This window comes from Pseudomonas sp. PDM31 (genome assembly GCF_019218965.1).
Classification (GTDB): Bacteria; Pseudomonadota; Gammaproteobacteria; order Pseudomonadales; family Pseudomonadaceae; genus Aquipseudomonas.
Genome location: NZ_JAHUWS010000018.1, coordinates 15,472 through 40,390, shown reverse-complemented (window position 1 = coordinate 40,390; position 24,919 = coordinate 15,472). Strand labels below are relative to the sequence as shown.

The 24,919-nt window shown below is 60.1% G+C and carries 20 protein-coding genes; 9 read left to right on the top strand and 11 right to left on the bottom strand.

All coding sequences use genetic code 11. The features are described 5' to 3' along the window. The first annotated feature begins 51 nt into the window (after positions 1–51). The 3 genes from KW839_RS26185 to KW839_RS26175 all read left to right on the top strand — a co-directional run bounded on the left by KW839_RS26185 (position 52) and on the right by KW839_RS26175 (position 2,563). Positions 52–234, top strand: a complete 183-nt coding sequence (locus tag KW839_RS26185; RefSeq protein WP_060541989.1) for a DUF6026 family protein — start codon at positions 52–54, stop codon at positions 232–234. A gap of 198 nt (positions 235–432) precedes the next feature. Then, positions 433–2,169: a phosphoethanolamine transferase CptA gene (locus KW839_RS26180; RefSeq protein ID WP_218425903.1), complete on the top strand. Its 1,737-nt coding sequence runs from the start codon at positions 433–435 to the stop codon at positions 2,167–2,169. A 175-nt stretch (positions 2,170–2,344) separates the two neighbouring features. Then, the gene (locus KW839_RS26175) at positions 2,345–2,563 is read left to right on the top strand and encodes a hypothetical protein (protein ID WP_218425902.1); all 219 of its coding nucleotides are present in this window, start codon (positions 2,345–2,347) and stop codon (positions 2,561–2,563) included. Positions 2,564–3,079: 516 nt separating this feature from the next. On the opposite strand, the gene KW839_RS26170 is transcribed toward KW839_RS26175, so the two are convergent. From KW839_RS26170 to zapE, 3 genes are all read right to left on the bottom strand, one after another. Further along, positions 3,080–3,571, bottom strand: coding sequence for a GNAT family N-acetyltransferase (locus KW839_RS26170; RefSeq protein WP_060542281.1), 492 nt, complete (start codon positions 3,569–3,571; stop codon positions 3,080–3,082). Positions 3,572–3,691: 120 nt separating this feature from the next. Continuing rightward, positions 3,692–4,273, bottom strand: coding sequence for a DinB family protein (locus KW839_RS26165; protein ID WP_218425901.1), 582 nt, complete (start codon positions 4,271–4,273; stop codon positions 3,692–3,694). 15 nt (positions 4,274–4,288) lie between these two features. Further along, a complete protein-coding gene (gene zapE, locus KW839_RS26160; protein ID WP_218425900.1) occupies positions 4,289–5,407 on the bottom strand; it encodes a cell division protein ZapE in 1,119 nt (372 codons plus the stop codon). Between the two features lie 151 nt (positions 5,408–5,558). Here zapE and KW839_RS26155 point away from each other — a divergent pair, with 151 nt between their 5' ends. From KW839_RS26155 to KW839_RS26145, 3 genes are all read left to right on the top strand, one after another. Next, positions 5,559–6,611, top strand: coding sequence for an aldo/keto reductase (locus tag KW839_RS26155; protein WP_218425899.1), 1,053 nt, complete (start codon positions 5,559–5,561; stop codon positions 6,609–6,611). Between the two features lie 694 nt (positions 6,612–7,305). Further along, entirely contained in the window at positions 7,306–8,412 is a 1,107-nt protein-coding gene (locus tag KW839_RS26150) for an enoyl-CoA hydratase/isomerase family protein (protein ID WP_218425898.1), read from the top strand. A gap of 3 nt (positions 8,413–8,415) precedes the next feature. Continuing rightward, a complete protein-coding gene (locus KW839_RS26145; protein WP_218425897.1) occupies positions 8,416–9,567 on the top strand; it encodes an acyl-CoA dehydrogenase family protein in 1,152 nt (383 codons plus the stop codon). A 182-nt stretch (positions 9,568–9,749) separates the two neighbouring features. Here KW839_RS26145 and KW839_RS26140 read toward each other — a convergent pair whose 3' ends face one another. The 6 genes from KW839_RS26140 to KW839_RS26115 form a co-directional block, all read right to left on the bottom strand. Next, positions 9,750–10,523: an enoyl-CoA hydratase gene (locus tag KW839_RS26140; protein ID WP_218425896.1), complete on the bottom strand. Its 774-nt coding sequence runs from the start codon at positions 10,521–10,523 to the stop codon at positions 9,750–9,752. Between the two features lie 14 nt (positions 10,524–10,537). Beyond that, positions 10,538–11,665: an acyl-CoA dehydrogenase gene (locus tag KW839_RS26135; RefSeq protein ID WP_060542923.1), complete on the bottom strand. Its 1,128-nt coding sequence runs from the start codon at positions 11,663–11,665 to the stop codon at positions 10,538–10,540. 143 nt (positions 11,666–11,808) lie between these two features. Continuing rightward, positions 11,809–13,002, bottom strand: a complete 1,194-nt coding sequence (locus KW839_RS26130) for an acetyl-CoA C-acyltransferase (RefSeq protein WP_218425895.1) — start codon at positions 13,000–13,002, stop codon at positions 11,809–11,811. 12 nt (positions 13,003–13,014) lie between these two features. Beyond that, the gene (locus KW839_RS26125; RefSeq protein ID WP_218425894.1) at positions 13,015–13,776 is read right to left on the bottom strand and encodes an SDR family NAD(P)-dependent oxidoreductase; all 762 of its coding nucleotides are present in this window, start codon (positions 13,774–13,776) and stop codon (positions 13,015–13,017) included. 16 nt (positions 13,777–13,792) lie between these two features. Beyond that, positions 13,793–15,457: an AMP-binding protein gene (locus tag KW839_RS26120; protein ID WP_218425893.1), complete on the bottom strand. Its 1,665-nt coding sequence runs from the start codon at positions 15,455–15,457 to the stop codon at positions 13,793–13,795. Between the two features lie 134 nt (positions 15,458–15,591). Then, entirely contained in the window at positions 15,592–16,515 is a 924-nt protein-coding gene (locus tag KW839_RS26115) for a carbon-nitrogen hydrolase family protein (RefSeq protein ID WP_218425892.1), read from the bottom strand. Between the two features lie 84 nt (positions 16,516–16,599). Here KW839_RS26115 and KW839_RS26110 point away from each other — a divergent pair, with 84 nt between their 5' ends. Next, positions 16,600–17,532 carry a LysR family transcriptional regulator gene (locus KW839_RS26110; protein WP_218425891.1) on the top strand — a complete coding sequence of 311 codons (933 nt, stop codon included), beginning with the start codon at positions 16,600–16,602 and terminating at the stop codon, positions 17,530–17,532. A gap of 128 nt (positions 17,533–17,660) precedes the next feature. Here KW839_RS26110 and KW839_RS26105 read toward each other — a convergent pair whose 3' ends face one another. Further along, entirely contained in the window at positions 17,661–17,912 is a 252-nt protein-coding gene (locus tag KW839_RS26105) for a hypothetical protein (RefSeq protein WP_060542917.1), read from the bottom strand. A gap of 163 nt (positions 17,913–18,075) precedes the next feature. Here KW839_RS26105 and KW839_RS26100 point away from each other — a divergent pair, with 163 nt between their 5' ends. Beyond that, positions 18,076–18,393 (top strand): YqjD family protein, encoded by a 318-nt coding sequence (locus tag KW839_RS26100; protein WP_060542916.1) that lies wholly within the window; start codon positions 18,076–18,078, stop codon positions 18,391–18,393. A 401-nt stretch (positions 18,394–18,794) separates the two neighbouring features. Here the strand turns inward: KW839_RS26100 and KW839_RS26095 are convergent, their stop codons facing one another. Then, positions 18,795–19,835 carry an Ldh family oxidoreductase gene (locus KW839_RS26095; protein ID WP_218425890.1) on the bottom strand — a complete coding sequence of 347 codons (1,041 nt, stop codon included), beginning with the start codon at positions 19,833–19,835 and terminating at the stop codon, positions 18,795–18,797. A 195-nt stretch (positions 19,836–20,030) separates the two neighbouring features. Between KW839_RS26095 and KW839_RS26090 the strand changes: the two genes are divergently transcribed. Then, positions 20,031–24,911: a dermonecrotic toxin domain-containing protein gene (locus tag KW839_RS26090; protein WP_218425889.1), complete on the top strand. Its 4,881-nt coding sequence runs from the start codon at positions 20,031–20,033 to the stop codon at positions 24,909–24,911. Positions 24,912–24,919: the final 8 nt, after the last annotated feature.

Genomic DNA, 24,919 nt, shown 5'->3' with positions numbered 1-24,919 from the left:
CCCGTTGCGAGGCTTACCTGTAGTTGAGACACGCCATTTGCGAGGTGAGCAATGGGCACAGTACACGCCGTACAGCCAGCACAAACCCTTTACGTCACTATCCGTCGCGATGAATTGCGCCAGTTGAAAGACGAGCGCGATCAATTGAAACAGGAGCTGACCCAACTGCGTCTGTTGCTGCAAGGAAACGAGACCAAGCCGTTACCTGTCACTCACCGCGTCCCTCACGTCTGATCCTTCCTCAACGCGCAAGCGGTCTGCACTGCTTGCGCTCGCTGCACGTCGGGCCGATACCGGCAACTCACAAAATTTTCACATTCAGAAACAGATAATTTACGGTTGATGGCCGCTCGCTATTCGCGCGGCCCAGTTCCGTCGTCCGGGATGTTCAACGTCCCGGAAATGGAAGTGTTTTATCGGCTGGAGCGCTGAATGAATGTGTTTGAACGCAGCAACAAGTCTGCGAAAGGTTTCGATTGGGCCGGGTTCGTCTGGCTGTTTGTCTTCTTCTGGTATTTTTCCGGCATCACCCAGCTGCTCATCCAGCTGACGGGTACCTCCGGATTCTCCGGGTTCCGCCAGGCCTTCGTGATGAGTGCCCTCTGGCTTGCGCCGATGCTGCTGTTCCCCAGGCAGACGCGTGTACTGTCGGCGTTGATCGGTGTGGTGCTGTGGGCGTGCTCCATGGCCAGCCTGGGTTATTTTTTCATCTATCAGCAAGAGTTCTCGCAAAGTGTCATCTTCATCATGTTCGAATCGAACGTGTCTGAAGCCGGCGAGTACATGACCCAGTATTTTGCCTGGTGGATGGTCCTGGCATTCCTCGCCCACAGTGCTTTCGCCTACTGGCTGTGGACTCGCCTGCGCCCGGTATACCTGCCACGCGGCAAAGCCCTTTTGGCAGCCACCGCAATCGTCATCGCAGTGGTCGGCTATCCGCTGATCAAGCAGACTCAACGCACCGGCAGTTTCGCCGCAGGCTTCGAGAAGTTCGAAACCCGCATCGAACCGGCAGTGCCCTGGCAGATGGCCGTGGCCTATCACCGCTACCTGGAAACCCTTGCCAGCATGCAAGGGATGCTCGACAGCGCCCGCAAGATCCCGCCGCTGCGCAACCTCAAGGATGCGATGGCCAACCAGCCGGCGACCCTGGTACTGGTGATCGGCGAGTCCACCAACCGCCAGCGCATGAGCCTGTACGGTTATCCGCGCAACACTACGCCAGAGCTGGACAAGCTCAAGGATCAACTGGCGGTCTTCGACAATGTCATTACCCCGCGCCCCTATACTATCGAGGCGCTGCAGCAGGTTCTGACCTTCGCCGATGAAGAAAACCCGGACCTGTACCTGTCGACGCCGTCGCTGGTCAGCATGATGAAACAGGCCGGTTACAAGACCTTCTGGATCACCAACCAGCAGACCATGACCAAGCGCAACACCATGCTCACGACCTTTTCCGAACAGGCCGACGAACAGGTGTATCTGAACAACAACCGCAACCAGAACGCCGCCCAGTACGATGGCGATGTCATCGAGCCATTCAACAAGGCCCTGGCTGACGCGGCGCCACGCAAGCTGATCGTCGTGCATTTGCTCGGCACGCACATGAGCTATCAGTACCGCTACCCGAAGACTTTCGACAAGTTCACCGACCGCACAGGTGTCCCCGCCGGCGTGCGTGATGATCAGTTGCCGACGTACAACAGCTATGACAACGCGGTGCTGTACAACGATTTCGTTGTCTCCAGCCTGATCAAGGACTACGCCAGGACCGATCCGAACGGATTTCTGCTGTACCTCTCTGACCACGGCGAAGACGTGTTCGACTCTGCGGGCCACAGCACTCTGGGACGCAACGAGAATAAGCCGACGGCGCCGATGTACACCATTCCGTTCATGGCCTGGGCTTCGCCAAAATGGCGTGCCAGCCATGACTGGAATTTCACCGCAGCGCTGGATCGACCGTACAGCAGCTCCCATCTGATCCATACCTGGGCCGACCTCGCAGGTTTGAGCTTCGATGAACTGGATCGCAGCAAGAGCCTGGTCAGCGACAGCTTCACGGTGCGCCCGCTGATGATCGGCAACCCTTACGAACGTGAACAGAAAGCCTTGATCGACTTCAGCCTGATGAAGCCCAAAGCGGCGCCGACGGTCGTTAAGCAGTAAACCTTCAAGGGGCCGGTTCCGGCCCCTTTCTCATACCCCGCGCCGCACACTCTCTGCAGCCTCACACCCCTGGTGAAGTTAATTCCCATTTAACGGAATCGGCGGATAATTCTGTTTGTACACCGACTCATTGACTCATGGATGAAAGGCATCCGATCAGTAGTGGAGGCAAACCATGAAACGTACTGCAATGATCATCGCAGGATTGATGGCACTGGGTTCCGCCAGTGCATTTGCCGAAGGTGGCGCCGAACGCATGCGCTATTACTTCGAAAGCCTGCGACTCGCCCAGCAGCAAGCGCTCGGGCAAGCGAGCCAGAGTGCGGAACTTCGGGTCCCCGACGATCAAACCGCGCAAATGACTGAATCCTACAAGGACCGCGATGATCTGTAGGAGCGAGCAGGCTCCGGGCGGCGTTCCGACGATGGACGTTAACGATGACGCGGGCGTCCTGAATGCCAGCGGTGCTCTCTGGTTTTTCGCGAGCATGCTCGCTCCTACAGTTTGATCTTCAGCGCACGCAGATCCCCTGTAGGAGCGAGCAGCTCGCGATGGACGTCAACGATGACGCGGGTTTCCTGAATGCCCGCGGCGCCCTCGGTTTTTTCGCGAGCATGCTCGCTCCTACAGTTTGATCTTCAGCGCACGCAGATCCCCTGTAGGAGCGAGCAGGCTCGCGATGGACGTCAACGATGACACGGGCGTCCTGAATGCCAGCGGTGCTCTCTGGTTTTTCGCGAGCATGCTCGCTCCTACAGTTTGATCTTCAGCGCACGCAGATCCCCTGTAGGAGCGAGCAGGCTCGCGATGGACGTCAACGATGACGCGGGTTTCCTGAATGCCAGCGGGCTCTCTGGTTTTTCGCGAGCATGCTCGCTCCTACAGTTGCGGCCGTTTTTGCCCGTTGGATCAGAGCGCCTTGGTCCAGAACATCATGCGGCCGTGCGCCGGGTCAAACTCGCCCGCAGCAAAACCGAACTTGCCATAGGACGCCTGGGCCACTGCGTTGCCTTCCAGCACCTCCAGGGTGATTTTGCAGCAGCCCCGTTGCCGGGCGATTTCCTCGACCTTGTGCAGCATTCGCTGGCTCAGGCCCAATCCGCGAAACTTCGGCACCACCGCCACATCATGGACGTTGACCAATGGGCGACAGGCAAAGGTCGAGAACCCCTCAAAGCAATTGACCAGCCCGGCCGGTTCGCCGCCGACGAAGGCCAGGACACTGAACGCATGGGCGCGCTTGGCCAACTCCTCCGGCAAGTGTTCCAGAACAGTCGCAGACAAGGAATGGCCCCCACCCATGGGGTCTTCGGCATAACTGTTCAAGACCAGGCCAATCGCCTCGGCATGCACCGGGTTGCTGTAGCTGGCTTGCAATACAAGTATTTCTGCGAAATCCATTTCCATCCTCGAACACACATGAAGTAGCCCGTGCGCAGTTCACACGGGAATCGCGACCCTAGCGCGAGATGCGACAAATATCAAAGGATCAAAAGACCGCAGCCTGCGACGACGCCTGCCTTAATGCCCCCAGATCAAGGCTTCAGTCCATCCCAGCTCGGCAAAATCCTCAGCCCGCAGGTGCGCTTCACCGGCACAGAAAAATTCGTCCAGTTGCGGTGGTGCGACCGAGGTGCCGCTGAGCATGGCGTGAACCTGCCCCCGATGATGGATCTGGTGCTCGAACAGATGGGACAGCAGGCGCAGGCGACTGTCATGTTGCGGGGTATCACGGGCGATCGTCACGATTTTACCGAGATCGGCGTCACGCATTTGCTCGCAGTAGGCAATCAACCGACGGTCGACATGGGCTTGTTCGCGGCCAAGTTCGTCAGCGGTAGTGAACGGCTCGTCTTGCCGGAAAAACACCTGAATATCGGCGTGCGGATCGTCGCCGCGCAACTCACGTTCCAGGGCATCCACATACAACCAGTCGCAGGTCAGAATGTGATTGAGGGTCGCCCGCAGGCTGGGAAAGAAACTGACTCGGGCAGCCGCCAGCTCCTGGGCACTCAACTGCCGCCAGGCCTTGGCGAGGCGATGATTGGCCCAGGCGTTCTGATAGGCCATGGTCAGCAAATGATGTGACAGTGGCTGATGCATGCTCCCTCCTCCCGATCAGCTTTGGGCAAATCGTTGCAACTGCATTTCCTGGAGACGACTGAGGGTGCGACGGAACGGGAACTCCAGATACCCTTCGGTATAGAGCGACGCCATCGGTACCTGCGCTTCAAGATACAACGGCACTTTGCGGTCGTAGCATTCGTCCACCAGGGCAATGAAACGCCGCACTCCATCGTCATGCACCGACAGTTGCGGCAACACGCGATCCCCCGCCTCTACCCGTTCGACGCCATCCTCAGTGCCCCGGGCGATGCGCCCCGCACGCTTTTGCGCGCTCAGGTTTGGCACGTCACCCAAAAGAATAGCGCTGTAGGTGTCACACAGGGTCATGAAATCCATGGCGGCAAACGGCTGCTCGCAGAGATTGGCGTAACGGCTCCAGAGCACGCCGGGGCTGGCCTTGACCACATCAAGCGAGCGGTAGCCGATCTTGATCGGCTCACTGCTGACTGGCTGGCCGACGGTCAACGCCGTAAACACCTCGTCCAGCGCGCCAGGCTGCCCCGGTTCGACCACCCAGTAACGTTGCGACGCTGCACCCGGATGCAGGCGATGATCTTCCCCGCCATCCACCGCGATCACCTGCATATGATGTTTGATCGCGCTGATGGCAGGGACAAAGCGCTCACGGTTGAAGCCATCGGCGTATAACTGATCTGGCGGCAGGTTGGATGTACAGACCACTACAACCCCCTGCTCGAACATCACTTGAAACAAGCGCCCGAGAATGATCGCGTCGCCGATGTCGTTGACGAACAATTCGTCGAAACACAGCACCCGCACTTCCTCGCTCAGCTCGCGCGCCAGCGCCTTGAGCGGGTCGGCGGTACCGGTCAGTTGAAACGAGCGCTGATGCACCCAGCCCATGAAGTGGTGAAAGTGCTGGCGCCGGGCCGGTATTCGCAGGCTTTGGTAAAACTGGTCCATCAACCAGGTCTTGCCACGCCCCACCGGGCCCCAGAGATAGACGCCGGATACTGGCGTGCGACCTTCATGCAATGCTTCGTGGCATTTGTGCAAGGCCCACACGGCATGTTCCTGGGCCTCGTCCTGGACGAAGCCCTTTTGCGCGATGGCCTGCTGCCAGGCGCTCAGGGGGGAGTCGATAGTCATGCGCAGCAGTATGCCATCGCCCTTCGATTACGGGGCCGCTGGTCGGCAAATTTCATGCAGGCGGTAAAACCCATTGACGCACAATATTACGTGCGTAATATTTATTGCATGTTGTACGTCATTCATATTTCCATCCCCTGGAGTCAGGCTCATGCATTACAAAGTCTTCGGCCGTAAAACCGGCTTGCGTGTATCCGAACTGGCGCTGGGCGCCGGCAATTTCGGCACCGGCTGGGGCCATGGTGCCGAGCGTGACGAAGCCCGGCGCATCTTTGACGGCTACCTGGAAGCCGGCGGCAACTTCATCGATACCGCCAACGGCTATCAGGGCGGCCAGTCGGAAGTGATGCTCAGCGAGTTCATCGCTGCAGAGCGTGATCGCCTGGTCATCGCCACCAAGTACGCCCTGGGTACCACCCCAGCGGCGGGAATCTCCCACACCGGCAACAATCGCAAGAACATGGTTCGAGCCGTTGAAGAAAGCCTCAAGCGCCTGCAGATCGATCACATCGACCTGTTCTGGGCACACATGAGCGATGGCGTGACGCCAATGGAGGAGATCCTGCGCGGCTTCGACGACCTGGTGCGCGCCGGCAAGATCCACTATGCCGGGCTGTCGAACTTCCCGGCCTGGCGCATCGCTCGCGCCGACCTGCTGGCCGAAGTGCGCGGATTTGCTCCGGTGGCCGCCATTCAGGTCGAGTACAGCCTTGCCGAGCGCACTGCGGAACGTGAACAACTGCCGATGGCCGAGGCCCTGGGCCTGGCCGCCACCTTATGGTCGCCCCTGGGTGGCGGCTTTCTCACCGGCAAGTATCGCAACAATGACAGCGACAACCGCGCCAACAAGCTCGGCGTCCTGATTCACAGCGAAAAAAGCGCCCGGGAAACCGCCCTGCTCGACGCCTTGCTGGCCGTCGCCGCAGAACTTGACGCCAGCCCGACGCATGTGGCCATTGCCTGGCTGCGGGAAAAAGCCAGGCGCTCGACCACGGCGCTGATTCCGATTCTGGGCTCGCGCACCCGTGAGCAACTGGATGCGACTTTGGGGGCGTTGCAGGTGCACATGAGTGCCGATCAATTGGCGCGACTCGATGGCGCCAGTGAAGTGGCCAAAGGTGTGCCGCATCAAACCATTGCCAGTTCGTTCGCGGGGTTCAGCGGCGGGCAGACCCTGGACCTGCCGATCATTCCAGTGGCCTGATAAAGAGCCCCTGTAATTGGAGCTGGCTTGCCAGCGATGGCGCAGTGTCAGTTACCGTGATGCTGGATGTACTGGCCTCATCGCCAGCAGGCTAGCTCCCACAATTTGATATTCAGTGAACACAACATACATGGCCGGCCCCCATCCACTGTGGGAGCTGGCTTGCCAGCGATGGCGTAGTGTCACTCACCCGAGATGCTGGATGTGCCGACCTCTTCGCGAGCAAGCCCGCTCCCACAATTTGATCTTCAGTGAACACCACATTCATGGCCGGCCCCCATCCACTGTGGGAGCTGGCTTGCCAGCGATGGCGGCTTGTCCGTCACCCGTGATGTTGGACGTGCCGGCCTCTTCGCGAGCAAGCCCGCTCCCACAATTTGATAATCAGTGAACACAAATGTCATGGCCTGCAACCATCACCTGTGGGAGCTGGCCTGCCAGCGATGGCGATGTGTCAGTCACCCTTGATGCCGGATATGCCGGATACGCCGGCCTCATCGCGAGCAGGCTCGCTCCTGCAATGGATTACCTGCAACCGGCACAAAAGCAGGCCAAAGGCACCCCACCCTCATGCAAAATTGCATAGAGAACCTGCAGTTATCCGGGTTGTACAAGGCAAATTTGCACTGTTACGATCCGGCATCGCTCGCGCGCGAGCTTCTTTATAAAGAACAATAAAAGCAGGGAGTTAGTGATGACTGCTCAGGTTTCATCGAAGGGGGCGCAGTTCATGGATGCCACGCAAAACGAAGTGCTGGCCGAAGTTCGCAACCACATTGGTCACCTGACCCTCAACCGTCCCGGCGGCCTCAACGCCCTGACCCTGGACATGGTGCGCAACCTGCATCGCCAGCTCGACATCTGGGCCCAGGATGCCCAAGTGCATGCCGTAGTCCTGCGCGGCGCCGGCGAAAAAGCCTTCTGCGCCGGTGGCGACATTCGCTCGCTGCATGACAGCTTCAAAAATGGCGACACCCTGCACGAGGATTTCTTCGTCGAGGAATACGCCCTCGACCTGTCGATCCACCGGTACCCCAAACCGGTGCTGGCGTTGATGGACGGTTTTGTCCTGGGCGGCGGCATGGGCCTGGTACAAGGCGCTGATTTGCGCATAGTGACCGAAAAAAGCCGCCTGGCGATGCCGGAAGTCGGCATCGGCTACTTCCCCGATGTCGGTGGCAGTTATTTCCTGCCGCGCATTCCCGGTGAGCTGGGCATCTACCTGGGCGTCAGCGGCGTGCAGATCCGTGCCGCCGACGCCCTGTATTGCGGTCTGGCGGACTGGTATCTGGAGAGCGCCAAACTCGGTACCCTGGACGAGCAACTCGACAAGCTCGAATGGCGCGACACGCCGCTCAAGGACCTGCAAGGCCTGTTGGCCAGGCTCGCCGTGCAGCAACTGCCAGACGCCCCGTTGAGCGCACTGCGGCCGGCCATCGACCACTTCTTCGCCCAGGCCGATGTGCCGAGTATCGTGGAGCAACTACGCGAGGTGACGGTCGCCGACAGCCACGAGTGGGCCTTGACCACTGCCGACCTGCTGGAAACCCGCTCCCCCCTGGCCATGGCGGTCACCCTGGAAATGCTCCGGCGCGGGCGGTACCTGAGCCTTGAGCAATGTTTCGCCCTGGAACTGCATCTGGATCGCCAATGGTTCGAGCGCGGCGACCTGATCGAGGGGGTGCGCGCCCTGCTGATCGACAAAGACAAGAATCCGCGCTGGAACCCACCGACCCTGCAGGCGCTGGACGCCGAGCATGTCGCGAGTTTCTTCAGCGGCTTTGAGCAAAGTGGGAGCTGAGCCATGCACGATATCGAATTGAGTGAAGAGCAAGTGATGATCCGCGATATGGCACGGGACTTTGCCCGCGGCGAAATCGCGCCTCACGCCCAAGACTGGGAAAAGGCCGGCTGGATCGATGACGCCCTGGTGGCGAAGATGGGCGAGCTTGGCCTGTTGGGCATGGTGGTGCCCGAGGAATGGGGTGGTACCTATGTCGACTACGTCGCCTACGCCCTGGCAGTGGAAGAGATTTCCGCTGGCGACGGCGCCACCGGCGCGCTGATGAGCATCCACAACTCGGTGGGCTGCGGGCCGGTATTCAACTATGGCACCCAGGAACAGAAACAGACCTGGCTGGCGGACCTGGCCAGCGGCAAGACCATCGGCTGTTTCTGCCTGACCGAACCCCAGGCCGGTTCCGAGGCCCACAACCTGCGCACCCGCGCCGAACTGCGCGACGGCCAATGGGTGATCAATGGCGCCAAACAGTTCGTCAGCAATGGCAAGCGCGCCAAGCTGGCCATCGTATTTGCGATTACCGACCCGGATCTGGGCAAGCGTGGTATCTCGGCATTCCTGGTGCCCACCGACACCGCCGGTTTTATCGTCGACCGCACTGAACACAAAATGGGCATTCGCGCTTCCGATACCTGCGCCGTCACCCTCAACAATTGCACGATCCCCGAAGCCAACCTGCTGGGTGAGCGCGGCAAGGGCCTGGCCATTGCCCTTTCCAACCTCGAAGGCGGTCGCATCGGCATCGCTGCCCAGGCCCTGGGCATCGCCCGCGCGGCATTCGAGGCGGCGCTGGCCTACTCCCGCGATCGCGTGCAGTTCGACAAGCCGATCATCGAGCACCAGAGCATCGCCAACCTGCTGGCTGATATGCACATGCAACTGAACGCGGCGCGCTTGCTGATTCTGCATGCGGCGCGCTTGCGCAGTGCCGGCAAGCCATGTCTGTCGGAGGCGTCACAGGCCAAGCTGTTTGCCTCGGAGATGGCCGAGAAGGTGTGTTCGTCCGCAATCCAGATTCATGGCGGGTATGGGTATCTGGAGGATTACCCGGTGGAGAAATACTACCGGGATGCGCGGATCACGCAGATTTATGAAGGGTCGAGCGAGATTCAAAGGATGGTGATTGCGCGGGAACTGAAAAACTATCTGGTGTGAGGCCATCCCCTCACCCTAACCCTCTCCCGAAGGGAGAGGGAACTGACCGAGTTGTTTTTTCGAGTTACATCGACCTGAAAATCCGAGTCGAGGTCAGGATCTGAAAAGCTTGAGATCGGTTCCCTTTCCCCCCTTGGGGCGGGCTGGGGTGAGGGGGTGGAGCTAAAGCCCACCCCAAAACGTCACTTACCCTGAAACTGCGCCTCGCGCTTGGCAATGAACGCCGCCATCCCTTCCTTCTGATCCTGGGTCGCGAACGCTGCATGGAACACCCGGCGCTCGAAGCGCACGCCTTCGGACAGGCTCACCTCGAACGCACGGTTGACGCTTTCTTTGACCATCAGCGCAATCGGCAACGACTTTTTGGCAATCAATGCCGCGACCTTCAACGCCTCATCCAGCAGTTCATCGCTCGGTACGATCCGCGCGACAATCCCGCAACGTTCTGCTTCAACGGCATCGATCAAACGGCCGCTCAGGCACATTTCCATGGCCTTGGCCTTACCCACGGCGCGAGTCAGGCGCTGGGTGCCGCCCATGCCCGGCAACACGCCGAGGTTGATTTCCGGCTGGCCGAATCTGGCGTTGTCGCCGGCCAGGATGAAATCGCACATCAGCGCCAGTTCACAACCACCACCAAGGGCGAAACCATTGACCGCAGCGATGATCGGCTTGCGCCGGTTGGCCACGCGGTCGCTGTCGCTGAACAGGTCATCGAGATAGATCTGCGGGTAGGTCAGCTCGGCCATTTCCTTGATGTCGGCCCCGGCGGCGAAAGCTTTTTTCGAGCCGGTCAGCACGATACAGCCAATGTTCGAGTCGGCTTCCAGGCCATCGAGGGCGTGGTTCAGTTCGCTGATGATCTGCGCGTTCAGCGCGTTCAACGCCTGCGGGCGGTTGAGGGTAATCAGGCCCACGCGGTCGTGGGTTTCCAGCAAAATCGTTTCGTAGCTCACAAATAGACCCCATCTCAAAGATTGCGTGAAATGACCATGCGCTGGATATCGCTGGTGCCTTCGTAGATCTGACACACCCGCACGTCTCGGTAAATTCGCTCCAGCGGGAAGTCGTTGAGGTAACCGTAACCGCCGAGGGTTTGCAACGCCGAGGAGCAGACCTTCTCGGCCATTTCGGACGCGAACAGCTTGGCCATCGACGCTTCGACCAGCGCGGGCTTGCCGCTGTCACGCAGGGCGGCGGCATAGTGCACCATCTGCCGCGCCACGGCGATCTGGGTGGCCATGTCCGCCAGGCGGAACGCCACGGCCTGATGCTCGATGATCGGCTTGCCGAAGCTCTCGCGCTCACGGGCGTAATCACGGGCCGCTTCAAACGCCGCGCGAGCCATGCCCACCGATTGCGAGGCAATGCCCACGCGCCCGCCTTCGAGGTTGGCCAGGGCGATCTTGTAGCCTTCGCCCTCCTCGCCCAAACGGTTGGCCACAGGCACCTTCACGTCGTCGAAAAGGATCTGGCAGGTGTCGGATGCGTGCTGGCCGAGCTTGTCTTCGACCCGCGCGACTTTGTAGCCGGGCGAATCGGTCGGCACGATCAGCGCGGTAATTCCACGCTTGCCTGCGCCCGGATCAGTCACGGCAAATACAATCACCACCCCGGCATTCTGGCCAGAGGTGATGAATTGTTTGCAGCCGTTGAGCACGTAGTGATCGCCTTCCAGGCGCGCACGGGTCTTCAGGCCGCTGGCATCGGAACCGGCCTGGGGTTCGGTCAGGGCAAAGGCGCCGAGCATCGCGCCACTGGCCAATGGCTTGAGGAAACGCTCTTTCTGCTCGTCCGTGCCGTAATTGAGGATCGGTACGCAACCCACCGAGTTGTGCACGCTCATGATGGTCGAGCAGGCACCATCGCCCGCGGCGATTTCTTCCAGGGCCATGGCGTAGGCCAGGTAACCGGTGTCGCAACCGCCCCATTGTTCGGGCACCAACATGCCGAAGAAACCCAATTGGGCCATCTCGCCGATGGCTTCCCTGGGGAAGCGGTGTTCGCGGTCCCACTCGGCGGCGAAGGGTTTGAGCCGTTCCTGGGCAAAGTCCCGGGCCGCGTCGCGAATCTGTTGTTGTTCGTCATTGGGGATCATGACAATTCCTTGAATTTGACATTGCCCCTGTAGGAGCGAGCTTGCTCGCGATGGACGTAAGGGCACCGCGTTGATCCAGGCAGCCCTCGTTATCGTTAACATCCATCGCGAACAAGTTCGCTCCTACAGGGATTATGCGGGTTTTAGTAGAAGCACTCGACGGCCATGGCCGTTGCTTCACCGCCGCCAATGCAGACCGCTGCCACGCCGCGCTTCAAGCCTTTCTGACGCAGGGCCGAGAGCAGGGTCACGAGGATCCGCGCACCGGACGCACCAATCGGATGGCCAAGGGCGCAGGCGCCGCCATGCACGTTGAGTTTCTCGTGGGGAATGTCCAGATGGGTCATCGCGGCCATGCCGACCACGGCAAAGGCTTCGTTGACCTCGACCAGATCGACTTCATTGAGCGACCAGCCGGTTTTCTTCAGAAGCTTCTGGATTGCGCCCACCGGCGCCACCGGGAACAGGCTCGGAGTGTCGGCGAATGCCGCGTGACCATGGATCACCGCCAGCGGCTTGAGGCCACGCTTGTCGGCTTCGGAACGGCGCATCAGCACCAGTGCCGCCGCGCCGTCGGAGATTGAACTGGAGTTGGCCGCCGTCACGCTGCCGCCATCACGGAATGCCGGTTTCAGCGAGGCAATCTTGTCCAGTCGGGCTTTGGGTGGCTGCTCGTCATTGCTGATCGTCACCTGCTCTTTGCCGACGGTGACGGTCAAGGGCACGATCTCGTCCTTGAAGCTGCCGTCCTTGATCGCCTGTTGGGCGCGGGTGGTCGAGGCAATGGCGAACTCATCCTGGGCCTGGCGGCTGAAGCCGTTGGATTCGGCGCAGTCTTCGGCAAAGGTGCCCATCAGGCGGCCCTTGTCGTAGGCGTCTTCCAGGCCGTCGAGGAACATGTGATCAAGCACGCGGCCGTGGCCCATGCGGTAGCCACTGCGGGCGCGGTCCAGCAGGTAAGGCGCGTTGGACATGCTTTCCATGCCACCGGCAACCACGACATCGGCGCTACCGGCAAGCAGCATGTCGTGGGCCAGAATGGTCGCTTGCATACCCGAACCGCACATTTTGTTCAGCGTGGTGCAGCGGGTCGATTTATCCAGCCCGGCGCCCAGGGCAGCCTGACGCGCCGGAGCCTGACCGAGCCCGGCGGACAGTACGCAGCCAAACAGCACTTCTTCAACGGCATCAGGCGCAACGCCGGCGCGCTCTACCGCAGCCTTGATGGCCGCCGCACCGAGTTGCGGCGCGGTCAGGCTTTTCAGTTCGCCCTGGAAACCGCCCATCGGGGTGCGGACGGCGCTGACGATAACGATTGGATCGTTGGCAATAGTCATGACAAATCCTCTTTACTTGGCGGCCATGCGCAAGGCGCCGTCGAGACGGATCACCTCACCGTTGAGCATGCTGTTTTCCATGATATGCCGGACCAGTTGGGCATACTCGGCAGGTTTGCCCAGGCGTGGTGGAAACGGCACGCCAGCGGCCAGCGAATCGCGGACTTCCGGGGTCATGCCGGCCATCATCGGCGTTTCGAAAATGCCTGGAGCGATGGTCATCACGCGGATGCCGAAGCGCGCCAGTTCACGGGCGGCGGGCAAGGTCAGGCTGACGATCGCGCCTTTGGATGCCGCATAGGCGGCCTGGCCGATCTGGCCGTCATAGGCCGCCGCCGAGGCGGTGTTGATGATCACGCCGCGCTCGCCATCGGCATCTGCTTCGGTTTCGGCAATCGCTGCCGAAGCCAGGCGCAGCATGTTGAAGCTGCCGATCAGGTTGACGTTGATCACCTGACTGAAGCTTCCCAACGCGTGTGGACCATTCTTGCCGAGGATCTTCTCGCCGCGCACGATGCCGGCGCAGTTGACCAGGCCGTTGAGTCCGCCAAACGCCTTGACCGTCGCCTGCACCGCCGCTTGTGCTGCCGCTTCATCGCTGATGTCGGCCACCACGCTTTGCGCGCCCAGGCGCTGGGCCTGGGCGGCCACCGCTTCGGCATTCATGTCCACCAGCATCACTTTCGCACCAGCCGCGACCAGCATTTCAGCGGTGGCCGCACCGAGGCCGGAAGCACCGCCGGTGACGATAAAAACCTTGTTTGCGATCTGCATCATTGTGTCCTTCGATTCAAGCTGAAACGTTCTTCGCCGCAGCCTCTTGAGCCTTGGCGATTTCCTGGTTGCGCAAGATAAAGCGCTGCAATTTGCCGCTTGGGGTTTTCGGCAACTCGCTGACAAATTCGATTTCACGGGGGTACGAGTGGGCTGCCAGACGCTTGCGCACGTGTTGGCGCAACTCTTCGGCTAGCTCCGTCGTGGCGCGGTATTGCGCACTGAGCACGACGAAGGCCTTGACCAGTTCGGTGCGCTCCGGATCGGGTTTGCCGACCACTGCGGCTTCGACCACTGCCGGGTGTTCGATCAACGCGCTTTCCACGTCGAACGGGCCGACCCGGTAGCCGGAGGTGGTAATGACGTCGTCGCTACGGCCGACGAAGCTGATGCTGCCGTCCGGGTTCCACTCCACGGTGTCGCCGCTGAGGTAATAGTCACCGACGAAGGCCTTGGTCGGTACGCCTTCGTAGCCGGCGAACCAGCACATGGGCGATTGAGTGCGGTCGATGGCCAGAATCCCCGGCTGACCAACACCCAGTTCCTTGTAGTCATCGTCCAGCACCACGATGCGATGCCCTGGTGAGGCGAATCCGGCGGCACCCATGTGTATCGGATGCCCAAGGGCGTGGTGATTGCACAGCACCATGCCCAGTTCGGTCTGGCCGTAATGGTCGTGAATGACCACGTCGAGGTTGTCGGCGAACCAGCGGATCACTTCCGGGTTCAGCGGCTCACCGGCACTGCTGACGATGCGCAGCTTGCCCTTGATCGATTTGGCGAACTCGTCACCACCAGCGATTAGCAAGCGATAGGCCGTCGGCGAGCCGGTGAGATTGGTGATGCCGTATTTGTTGATGACCCGGCAGGTACTTTCGAGGGTGAACGGGCCATCGTAGAAAGTGATCGGGTGGCCCATCGACAGTGGACCGGTGACGCCAAAGTAGATGCCATAGGCCCAGCCCGGGTCGGCAACGTTCCAGAAGGCGTCTTCCGGGCGCAAGTCCACGGCGTCGCGGGTGTAGCTCTGGAAGGCGACGATGGCCTTTAGCGGCACCGACAGTGCTTTGGACGGACCGGTGGTGCCTGAGGTGAACATCAGCAGGAACGGATCTTCGCCGGTCAGTAACACCGGCTCACAGGCTGCGGGATAATTGGCAAGTTCGGCCCAGAAACTGTAATCGCCGCGAACAATGCCCTGCCCCTTGGCACTGGCAACGGTGACGATGGTCGGGCAGTCGGCCACTTCAGCCAGTTTCGGCCGGTTGATCGCATCGGTGACCACGACCTTGGCGCCAGAGCAGTTCAAGCGGTGTTCGATGGCTTTGGGGCCGAAGGCGGTAAACAGGGGCTGGTACACCGCACCAATGCGCCAGGTGGCGAAAACGGTGATCAGCAGTTCGATATTGCGCGGCAGAAGGCCGGCAACCTTGTCGCCCTTCTTCACCCCCTGGGCCAGGAGGAAGTTGGCCAGGCGCGCGGCTTTGTCTTGCAGGTCAGTGAAGGTGTAAGTGGCGCTGGCGCCGTCGCGCCCCTCCCAGAACAGGGCGATCCGGCCCGGCAAGGCATGCCGGTCGCAACACTCGACGCAAGCGTTGAGGGCGCTCAGATCGCCGGCGAGTGTAGCGTCGACGGTGTGCTGATAGTTGAACTGTGAAAAAGCAGACAAGTAATCGCGCATTGCCAGAATCCCTCGGTCTTTTTATTAGGGTTGGGGGAACCGTAATCAACAGGCAAATACTCGCTCTGCGCGATGGCCGGGACAATGGTCAAAGTTCTCAAGTTGCGTGACTGCTTTGGCCAAAGTCCCAAGCCTCAGGAAATGAAGCGCACGCCGGGCTTGACCCGTTCGTCCACCGTCAACTCGAACACGTCCGGGCGCGCGTAATGCCCGACCACGTCGTAGTCGTAACGGGCCCGCACCAGGTCGTCGGTGTCGATCTCGGCGGTCAGCAGCCCGGCCCCATCGCGCAAGGGTCCGGCGAGAATATCGCCCATGGGGCCGATGATCACGCTGCCACCGGCAATCAATGGCCGGTCCGCGGGCCAGTTGGCGATCTCCAGGCCCAATGCCTGCGGCGAAGCCTGGACCTGGCAGGCGCTGACCACGAAGCAGCGCCCCTCATGGGCGATATGGCGCATGCTCACTTGCCACATCTCGCGCTCGTCCACCGTCGGTGCGCACCACACTTGAACACCCTTGGCGTACATCGCCGTGCGCAGCAACGGCATCATGTTCTCCCAGCACACCACCGCGCCGATCCGCCCGACCTGGCTGTCGATCACCGGCAAAGTCGAACCGTCGCCTTTGCCCCAGATCAGCCGCTCGGTGCCGGTGGGCATCAGTTTGCGGTGTTTGCCCACCAGTCCCGCCTGCGGGTCGAAGTACAGCGCGGTGCAGTACAAGGTGCTGCCCGCCCGCTCGATCACACCCAGCACCAGGTTGGCGCCGGTGCGCGCTGACAGCCCGGCCAACGCCTCGGTTTCCACCCCCGGCACGTCGATGGCATTGGCGAAATAGCGGGCGAAAGCCTCGCGCCCCTCCGGCAGGCGATAGCCCAGTTGCGTGCCGAAACCTTCCCCTTTTGGATAACCGCCGAGCAGCGCTTCGGGCATGACCACCAGCCTGGCGGCCGATTCAATGATCGCTGCTTCATACGACAGAATCTGTTCCAGGGTCTCGGCCTTGCCACCGGGCAAGGCGCCGATTTGCAGGGCGGCAACGATTGATTTAGGCATCGCGATAACTCCATTGGCGTCAGGTGTTGCTCATTCTGCGGCGCGCCGCGATCATGAATAAAGACCGAATCACTGCTGAATGATATGAGCCATATGAATATCACCGACGTCGACCTGAACCTGCTGAAAGTCTTCGAGGCGCTGCACGAAGAATCCAGTGCCAGCCGTGCCGCCTTGCGCCTTGGCGTTACGCAGTCGGCGGTGAGCGCGGCACTGCGCCGGCTACGCCAGGTGTACGGTGATCAATTGTTCGTGCGCACCGGGCGCGGGCTGGCGCCGTCCCTCAGGGCCAATCAACTGAAACCGGTGGTCAGTGATGCGCTGGACAAGTGCCGGCAAAGCCTGGCAATGGTCGACCCGGCTGCACACCATTACGAGGGCCGCTCGGTCACCGTGGGTATGTCGGATGATTTTGAAATTGCCTACGGCCGTCGGCTGATCGAAGAAATCGCCCGCTGCGCGCCGAAGCTGCGCCTGATTTTTCGTCAGACCCACAGCCAGATCGTCGCCCAGGCCCTGATGGAGCGCAGCATCGACCTGGCGATCACCGCTGGTGGTTTTGCCGAGCGCCTGCTTAGCCGACAGGTATTGGGTGAAGGCGATTACTGGTGTCTGGTGGACCCGACGAGCTTGATCGAAGGCCAGCAGCACATCAGCCTTGAAGAATTTGTCGCCCGCGAACACATTCTGGTGTCATCGGGCGGTTTTATCGGGATTACCGACGAAGGCCTGGCCGCCGTGGGCCTGAGTCGACGGGTATGCGCCTCGACCACGCATTTTGCCGCGCTGCCGTATCTGCTCAAGGGCAGCCAGGCCGTGGCGACCATTCCGGGCCACGCTGCCCGCAGCATCGCCGCACTCAGCGGTTTGACCCTGCTGCCCTGCCCGCTGGCCTTGCCGCGCTACCCGATCGAACTGGGCTGGCGGACCAGCACCGGGCTCGATCCGCTGGTGTTGAAAGTCAGGCAGGCCATTGTCACGATTTTCTCAGACGACGATCTACTGGAACTGACCTAACCAGAGATGACGCAGGAACCGGCAACGCAACGCTCAAGACCGCTTCGCCAGCAAGCCGGCTCCTACCGTTTTTTGTGAAACCTCGGCTATGTCATACGACGCAGGGCATGTAGCTGCTTGATTGAGGGTTATTTGGCGGCCATCAGGCGATTGACTTCGCTGCGCACCATGTTGGCGTACTCAGGCGGTGACATGCCGTCCAGTTCAGAGCGCACCCACTCAGCCCACTTGCCTTTGCGCTTGGCCCGCTCACCGAACAACCGTGCGGCCTCGCCCTTGGCTTTGCCCAGGTTGTTTTGCCAGAGTTCGAACAGACGGGATTTCTCGTCTTCAAGCGCTGCGCGCTCGGCAAGGGGTTTGTCGGCCAGATTGAAGCTCATGGGAATTTCCTGCTGCGTAAAATAGGCGACATCTTACACTGTAGGAGGAATTGTCCTGCGCCGGTTTTTCAGCCTGATTGCCCTGGCAGGTAAAAATGCTGCAACTTTTTCGACGGCGGCAGACTCCATTGTTCACTGTCCATTAACTGCAAGGAGTACTTCAATGGCCCGTAAAACCGCCATGCAAGCCGCCGAAGATCAAATCAAGGATCAAGCCTTCAGCGAGCTGCAGACGCTGATCGAAGAGTCGGAAAAGCTGCTTAAAAGCAGTGCGTCACTGGTTGGAGAGGAAGCGGAAACCCTGCGCGGGCAAATTGCCCTGAAACTGCAGCAAGCCAGAGATTCGGTCAGCAGCGTTCGCGACCGCACCCAGCCTGCATTCGAAGCCACTGAAAGCTATATCGGCGGCCATCCATGGCAAACCGTGGCCATTTCCGCCGGCTTCGGCCTGGTGGTGGGGTTGCTGCTCGGTCGGCGTTGAACACAACTCCCCCCTCTTGTAGGAGCGAGCACGCTCGCGATGGACGTCAACGATAACGCGGGCATCCTGAATGCCCGCGGCGCTCTCCGGTTTTTCGCGAGCATGCTCGCTCCTACACCCAAACCCCACACATCCTTGTAGGAGCGAGCATGCTCGCGATGGACTCGAACGATAACGCGAGCCTCCTGAATGCCCGCGGCGCCCTCGGGTTTTTCGCGAGCATGCTCGCGCCTACAGGGGGGCGGCCAGACACTCATCACCCAAACCCCACAAATCCTTGTAGGAGCGAGCACGCTCGCGATGGACTCGAACGATAACGCGGGCATCCTGAATGCCCGCGGCGCTCTCCGGTTTTTCGCGAGCATGCTCGCTCCTGCAGGGGGCGGGGTGTTTCTCGTATGTCAGCGCCCTGCCAGCTCGTGCAGATTAGCCAGCGTCTGAGCATCGAGAGTGATGCCGCAGGCCTGGGATTGGGCGCGTTGCTGATGACGCCGATCCCCCGGCAAGCGCTTCAAGCCAACCCCATGCATCTGTCGCACCAGTTCCTTGCTGCGTTCGGCGAAGCCTTGGCCGGCCGCCTTGCTCGGGTCGATCACGATCAGTAACTGACCGGTCCACGGTGTCTTGGCGCCCGGATGATTCTTCCAGTCGAACTCGAAGGAAAAGTTACCCCCGGTCAGCGCCGCCGCCAGCAATTCCACCATCATCGACAGCGCCGAACCCTTGTGCCCACCGAACGGCAGCAGCGCTCCGCCTTCAAGTATCGCCTTGGGTTCTTGCGTTGGCTGGCCCAGGCTGTCCACGCCCATGCCTTCGGGCAAGTGCTCGCCCTTGCGCGCAGCAATTTGCACATCGCCATGGGCAATGGCACTGGTCGCGAGGTCGAAGACAATCGGCTCACCCTCGGCACGCGGGGCAGCGAAGGCTATCGGGTTGGTACCGAACAATGGCCTGTCAGCGCCGTGGGGCACCACGCAGGTCATGCTGTTGACCACACTCAGGGCCACCAGGCCTTCATAGGCGAAGGGTTCGACATCCGGCCACAACGCGGCGAAATGGTGTGAATTACGGATTGCCAGCACCGCAATGCCGGCGCTTCTGGCTTTTTCCACCAACAACTCGCGCGCGGCGGCAAGGGCGGGCTGAGCAAACCCGTTACCGGCGTCAACCCGGACAAACCCCGAAGCCACATCTTCGACCACCGGGACGGCCTGACCGTCGACCCAGCCGCTTTGCAGCGTGGAGACGTACCCCGGAATCCGGAATACACCGTGGCTGTGCGCACCGTCACGTTCGGCACCGGCACAGTTGAGCGCCAGGGTCCTGGCGACTTCGGCAGAGGTGCCATGTCGCACGAAAATCTGTTCGAGCAGTACCACCAGTGAGTCGAAATCGAGGGTTTGTTTGGCCGAACTGACTGCCATTTCAGGCGAAGCGGTCATTTGAAGCTCCAGTTTTATTATTAGAGACGGGCGACCCGCCGATTAAGCGCTTCCCTACCGGCTTTCTGTCAAGCCTCTCGCGTTATCGCGCCCAGCAATATGTACCGCACCCTGACCAGTCCGTCCGCCCTATTGTCTTCCCTCGACCCAACGACCTGCGATCAAACCTCTATCGCTCTCTTTCGAGGAAACACCATGCCTGAGTCATCGACTCCCTATTTTTTTGAGGAAGCGGAGCGCGCTTCCACGGCCAACCAGCCCGGCGACCGGGAAAACGCGTTGAAATTCACGCTGGATGACCTGAACTGGTTGAAGGCTGTTTATCTACCTGACAAAGCAGCCCGTACCGCCGCAAAAAATCCCATGCAGGTCCATGAACTGCTGCTGGACCTTGCCGACAAACCCGCCATTCCCATGGCCGGTGCCTTTGCCATGAGCCGCCCGGCCAACGGTGAAGCGGTGCTCTACACGCCCTGGAAAGGCCTGATCAAATTCGCCGACATGGATGATTTAAAGAGCAAGCTCAAAGAATGGCTCGAACAGGACACCGGCAAGCGCGAACTGCTGCGTTTTCTGTCTGTAGCACAGCGTACCCGGGTACTGGCAGGCAGCGCACCGGGCATTTCCACCCAGGACATCGACGCCGCGGTATTTCAGCGTCAGGAACATATCCTTGAGCGCAATAGAGCCGCTAACCTCACGGCCATGATGGCCGAACTGGTCGAGGCACCGTCACTGCTGTGGATGCTCGACGAAACCCTGAAAATCGCGCTCCACAAGCCATTCGCGGCACTGGATCAACGTCATACCCGAATGGACACTGTGACCACTTCGACAACCGCTTCCGATGACAAGGTCACCCGAAAAAAAACCTCTTCCGTGCCACTGAGCGACGCCCTGCTCCAGCTGTATTTGCACAACAACCACTGGCCGTCTGGCGATACCAGGACATTTTCCAACCCCCTCCATGGCACCAGCAGCGAGGCCGACAATAAAACCTGGGAAAGCACGCTGCAGCAAATCGTGCAGAGCTTCACGCCGCGCTTGCAAAGCCTGATCGAAACCTACTGGAACACCTCGATCAACAACGGGCCTTCCCGCCAGGCGTTTTTCTCCCAATGCCTGCGTGACGCCTACTACCTCGACCTGTTGCTGAAACGCCAGCAAGGCGTTTTGACGGCTGAGGGCTATCTGCAACTGATCGCGGTCGGCCTCGAGTCGGCAACGACCAGCCCTGTGCGCGTTGAGAAGGTACGGGTCACCGCGCCCTTTAAACATTACGTGGAGTTGGCCTGCACCTTGATGATCGGTAAAGCCGACTCCCTCGGTTATCTGTACAGCCCAGGCAGAGGCATCGAAGTCACGAGCGACCTGTCCAGCATTCGAAAAACCGTGTTGCAAATGATGATAAGTGATGGACATGAAGACAACCTGCTCAACTTCCTCTCACTTCAGGAGCGCAATACCTTTATCGAACTCACACCTTTAGACGACCGCATGATTATCGGAGAACCTGTCACCACCCCGGTATTCGAACGGTTGATGACGGGCATTCTCGACAGGCAACTGAGCAACCTCACCTACGCCTTGAACCGCTATCGCGAAAGCGAAGGCACACTTGACCCGCATGCGTTGATCGACAAGGCTCTGGATGTGCGCGCAATGATCGATCAGCGATTGCTGAGCACGGACGCTGGCGGGCGCTGGAGCACGCAAACCGATCTGCGCTGGACCGCGCAACCGGCCACCGTGCGGGCAGAGTCAGCGAAACAGCAATTGGCCACGCTTGCAACGCTCGAGCAAGCCCTTGAAACACGCCTTGAAAGCCATCCTCCCGTCGCCACGACTGCAAGCTCTGTCGACGAGGCAGCGGCAAATGTCGACTCATCCTTGAAAACGTTACAAGCGGACTTTGCCAATCTGTTTGCCACAGCGTTGAAAAGCGAACTGCAATTGCGAACCGTGGCGCGTACATTGAGTGCGCCGGAGCAGGCAATCATCCGCACTGTGCTGCAGACACCGCAGAAACTGCAGCGCGCTGCCCTCAACGGTTTTCTGCCTGATGCCTTTTCCCTGGCGCTGCAAACCGGCAACCCCGATGAGCCGTTGCCACTGGCCAGCTGTTTCGTGCTGACCGAACGTGGCGGGCTGGACCGGGAGCATTCGGGCAAAGCCATCCTGTGGACGCCGGCTTTGGGGTTCGAAGCCTTCCCTTCCCTGGCTCCTTTGCTGGCCGAACTCGAAGGACGCCTGAAGGATCACGATAAGCGCCTCACACTATTGGAAAACCTCGGCCGCAGCGAGCGATTGCCGGGCCGGTCCTACACCCTGGCCCCCCTGCAACGGGTGGTCGACCATCTTTTCGAGCATGTGCAAAAGCCCTTTGTGCAACTGGACCGGGTCAGCGTCACCAAGGCACTGGCCACCGACACCCGATCAGCGGTCGCAACCCGCACCGATTTGCTGAAACTGGTGGCGCTGCGCGAACCCCAGACCGGACTGCGCCGCGCGACAGACATCGCCCAATCGCTGATCACCCAGCAAAACACTCCGCCCTGGCTGGCCAAGGCGTCGATTCAAGACCAGATCCTGCATGCCGAGTTGCTGGAGCAATACCTGCGTAACGTCGACAAAGACCAGGACTACCTCAGCGGTGTTCGCTCGCTGGCTCGCACAGCGCATCATGAACTGCACAAACAACTCAAGGCTGACACCTTCGACCTCGACCCGGACAAAATCGAACTGCAGATCAGCGCACGCGGGGCCTCGACAGCAAAGGCGCAAACCCTCACGAACTTTGCCCTGGACCATCTCCAGGAACTGGACGCCGCGCGCTTCACCCTCGTCTCGCTGGATGAGGGTAAAAAGATCCCTGAGGCGATGGACGCAAACTACATCAAGACCCTGATCCGCAATCTGAAGCTCGGTCAGCACCAGCAGGCCATCCTCGACACAGCGTTTGCCACGACAAACGCGGACGCAACCGAACGACGCAATCGCTTTGCCGCGCAACTTCCATGGCAACTGATGCACTTCGCCCACACAGAAAAGCTCCAGGAACGCCTGAGTGAAACCGGTTTCGACCTGATCAAGCAGGTCATGGACATGCCCGATGCCATTGCCCGAGCGGCCGTCGAGGGGGCGAGTGCGATAATTCGGCCGCTGGAGCTCAAAGGCATCAGGGAGCAGCAGACTATTTCGGTGCCAGGCGTCTATCTGGTCGGCGACAAAGACGAGGCGACCGGTCCACAGGTGCTGCTCGCGCCTTATAGCGCCAGGCACAGTCTCCGGGAGTACGAAAATGAAGCTGCACTGATTACCGAACTGAAAACCCATGGCGCACTGCGCGACTGGGTGCTCAACAGCGTGCCGGCGCAGGTGCGCGAACTGTGCAAGGAAAAGCTGGCCGCCACCTCCGGTCAAACCGGTGGCATCAGCCTGGCGTCGACTCCCGTCAAGGCGAACCTGTTCCAGCGGTTGCTCAAGGACAACCTCGGGTTGATCAGTCGGTTCCTTGGCTTGCAGTCCGAAAACAATTCCCGGGAGCAATGGGAAACCGTCAAACAGGTGCTGGGCGAGGATCTCGACCTGGCCACATCGTTTTTCACCGGCAAACTGCGCTACCCGATCACCGTATGGCAGAGTTTCCGTGAGTTCAAACAGTCCGCCGAAGACTTGCAGACCCACCGGTGGAGCGCCGCAATCAGGGAGTTCATCAGCGGAGTCGGGCAGCTCGCCAGCTTGCGCCAATCGCTGGAGGCACAACAAACCCCGGCGTCGGCGGTGAGCGAGCCTGATGCGCAAGACGACACAGAGACAAAGGCAGAAGATGCAAAGGACAAGATAAAAACGCCAGAGAAGCGATTCAACTACAAGGACATCGCCGTCACCGCGCCAGGACGCACGCAGTTGCAGCGTTTTGAATCCACCGGGGTTGATCTCGGTTCCCTGATGCTGGACACGAGCCTCGGGCTTTACACCGATTCAACCGACAAAAAGAACTATGCCCCCGTTGAAGGCAAAGTGTATTCACTGGAGAAAAACGGTGAGCGCTGGCGGATTGCCGGCAAGAAACCCCTGGGGCCCTACGTGCGCCAGAATGTATCGAAGCAATGGGTCCTCGACCTGGAAAAAATCCCAAGCCTGGGCATCATCAACCGTTGGAGTTCAGCCTACTCCGCCTGGGAGGGCATGAACATCCAGGCCAAGGGTATGCCGCAAATTCGCCGGTTGTTTCCAGTCAAGGCGCGCTTGATCGATGAAGGCCTCGACCTGGCGACCAGCTATGCGTGGAATGCCTTTCGCAATCTGCAATTGCTCAATACTTCCGGGAACACGGTGACACCGGTTCACCGGCTCATCATGGACTTTCTTGATGTACCGGCCGTGCTGCCTGCGCATGTGACCGCGCTGGAAAAAGTCGTCGGTGATGTGTTTGCCGCCCTGCTCGACCCCTCGCTCAGAAAGCCGAAGTCGAAACGATTTGCCGTCGGCCGCGTCCTCGCGGATGAAGATCACACCTACGCATTTGTCGTGCCTAAGGACCCGCAGCGGATCATCTATCTGACGGAACGATTCTTTCACCCCAACTTCGACTACTACCGCAACTACATGACGGACGCCGCCTTTCCCATCAGGGCTCACTCCCGGGCGGCCACCCTTATCCATGAGCTTTCCCACATTGCCTGCCAAACCGCGGATATTGCTTACCTCGACTCTGGCAGGCCTTTTCACGACTTGATCGAAACGTCCCCACAACGGGCCAAAAACTTAAAGAAGGCACTGTCCGATCTGCAACGCAAAGCGCTGTCGAGCCACACTCCCCTCAATGAACTGTTCGCGGTCTACAACGCCGACCTGGGCCAATGGGAGGACTTGGGAAGTACCACTTATGAGGACACCGACGAAGCCAAGGAACGGGTTCTGAAACTGACCGGCAAACCGAGTCTGAGCGAAGCACGCACACGTTTCGCAGCCGAGCCCCTGATTCGGATGGCCGTGCAGCTCGGTAACGCCGACAGCGTCACCTGGTTAATCACCCAGTTGGGACGCCAGTTGCACGTCAGTACACCCTGAATCTGAAT

Coding starts and splice junctions, on each gene's coding strand:
- KW839_RS26185 (WP_060541989.1), top strand. CDS start 52: ATGGGCACAGTACACGCCGTACAGCCAGCACAAACCCTTTACGTCACT.
- KW839_RS26180 (WP_218425903.1), top strand. CDS start 433: ATGAATGTGTTTGAACGCAGCAACAAGTCTGCGAAAGGTTTCGATTGG.
- KW839_RS26175 (WP_218425902.1), top strand. CDS start 2,345: ATGAAACGTACTGCAATGATCATCGCAGGATTGATGGCACTGGGTTCC.
- KW839_RS26170 (WP_060542281.1), bottom strand. CDS start 3,571: ATGGATTTCGCAGAAATACTTGTATTGCAAGCCAGCTACAGCAACCCG.
- KW839_RS26165 (WP_218425901.1), bottom strand. CDS start 4,273: ATGCATCAGCCACTGTCACATCATTTGCTGACCATGGCCTATCAGAAC.
- zapE (WP_218425900.1), bottom strand. CDS start 5,407: ATGACTATCGACTCCCCCCTGAGCGCCTGGCAGCAGGCCATCGCGCAA.
- KW839_RS26155 (WP_218425899.1), top strand. CDS start 5,559: ATGCATTACAAAGTCTTCGGCCGTAAAACCGGCTTGCGTGTATCCGAA.
- KW839_RS26150 (WP_218425898.1), top strand. CDS start 7,306: ATGACTGCTCAGGTTTCATCGAAGGGGGCGCAGTTCATGGATGCCACG.
- KW839_RS26145 (WP_218425897.1), top strand. CDS start 8,416: ATGCACGATATCGAATTGAGTGAAGAGCAAGTGATGATCCGCGATATG.
- KW839_RS26135 (WP_060542923.1), bottom strand. CDS start 11,665: ATGATCCCCAATGACGAACAACAACAGATTCGCGACGCGGCCCGGGAC.
- KW839_RS26130 (WP_218425895.1), bottom strand. CDS start 13,002: ATGACTATTGCCAACGATCCAATCGTTATCGTCAGCGCCGTCCGCACC.
- KW839_RS26125 (WP_218425894.1), bottom strand. CDS start 13,776: ATGCAGATCGCAAACAAGGTTTTTATCGTCACCGGCGGTGCTTCCGGC.
- KW839_RS26120 (WP_218425893.1), bottom strand. CDS start 15,457: ATGCGCGATTACTTGTCTGCTTTTTCACAGTTCAACTATCAGCACACC.
- KW839_RS26115 (WP_218425892.1), bottom strand. CDS start 16,515: ATGCCTAAATCAATCGTTGCCGCCCTGCAAATCGGCGCCTTGCCCGGT.
- KW839_RS26110 (WP_218425891.1), top strand. CDS start 16,600: ATGAGCCATATGAATATCACCGACGTCGACCTGAACCTGCTGAAAGTC.
- KW839_RS26105 (WP_060542917.1), bottom strand. CDS start 17,912: ATGAGCTTCAATCTGGCCGACAAACCCCTTGCCGAGCGCGCAGCGCTT.
- KW839_RS26100 (WP_060542916.1), top strand. CDS start 18,076: ATGGCCCGTAAAACCGCCATGCAAGCCGCCGAAGATCAAATCAAGGAT.
- KW839_RS26095 (WP_218425890.1), bottom strand. CDS start 19,835: ATGACCGCTTCGCCTGAAATGGCAGTCAGTTCGGCCAAACAAACCCTC.
- KW839_RS26090 (WP_218425889.1), top strand. CDS start 20,031: ATGCCTGAGTCATCGACTCCCTATTTTTTTGAGGAAGCGGAGCGCGCT.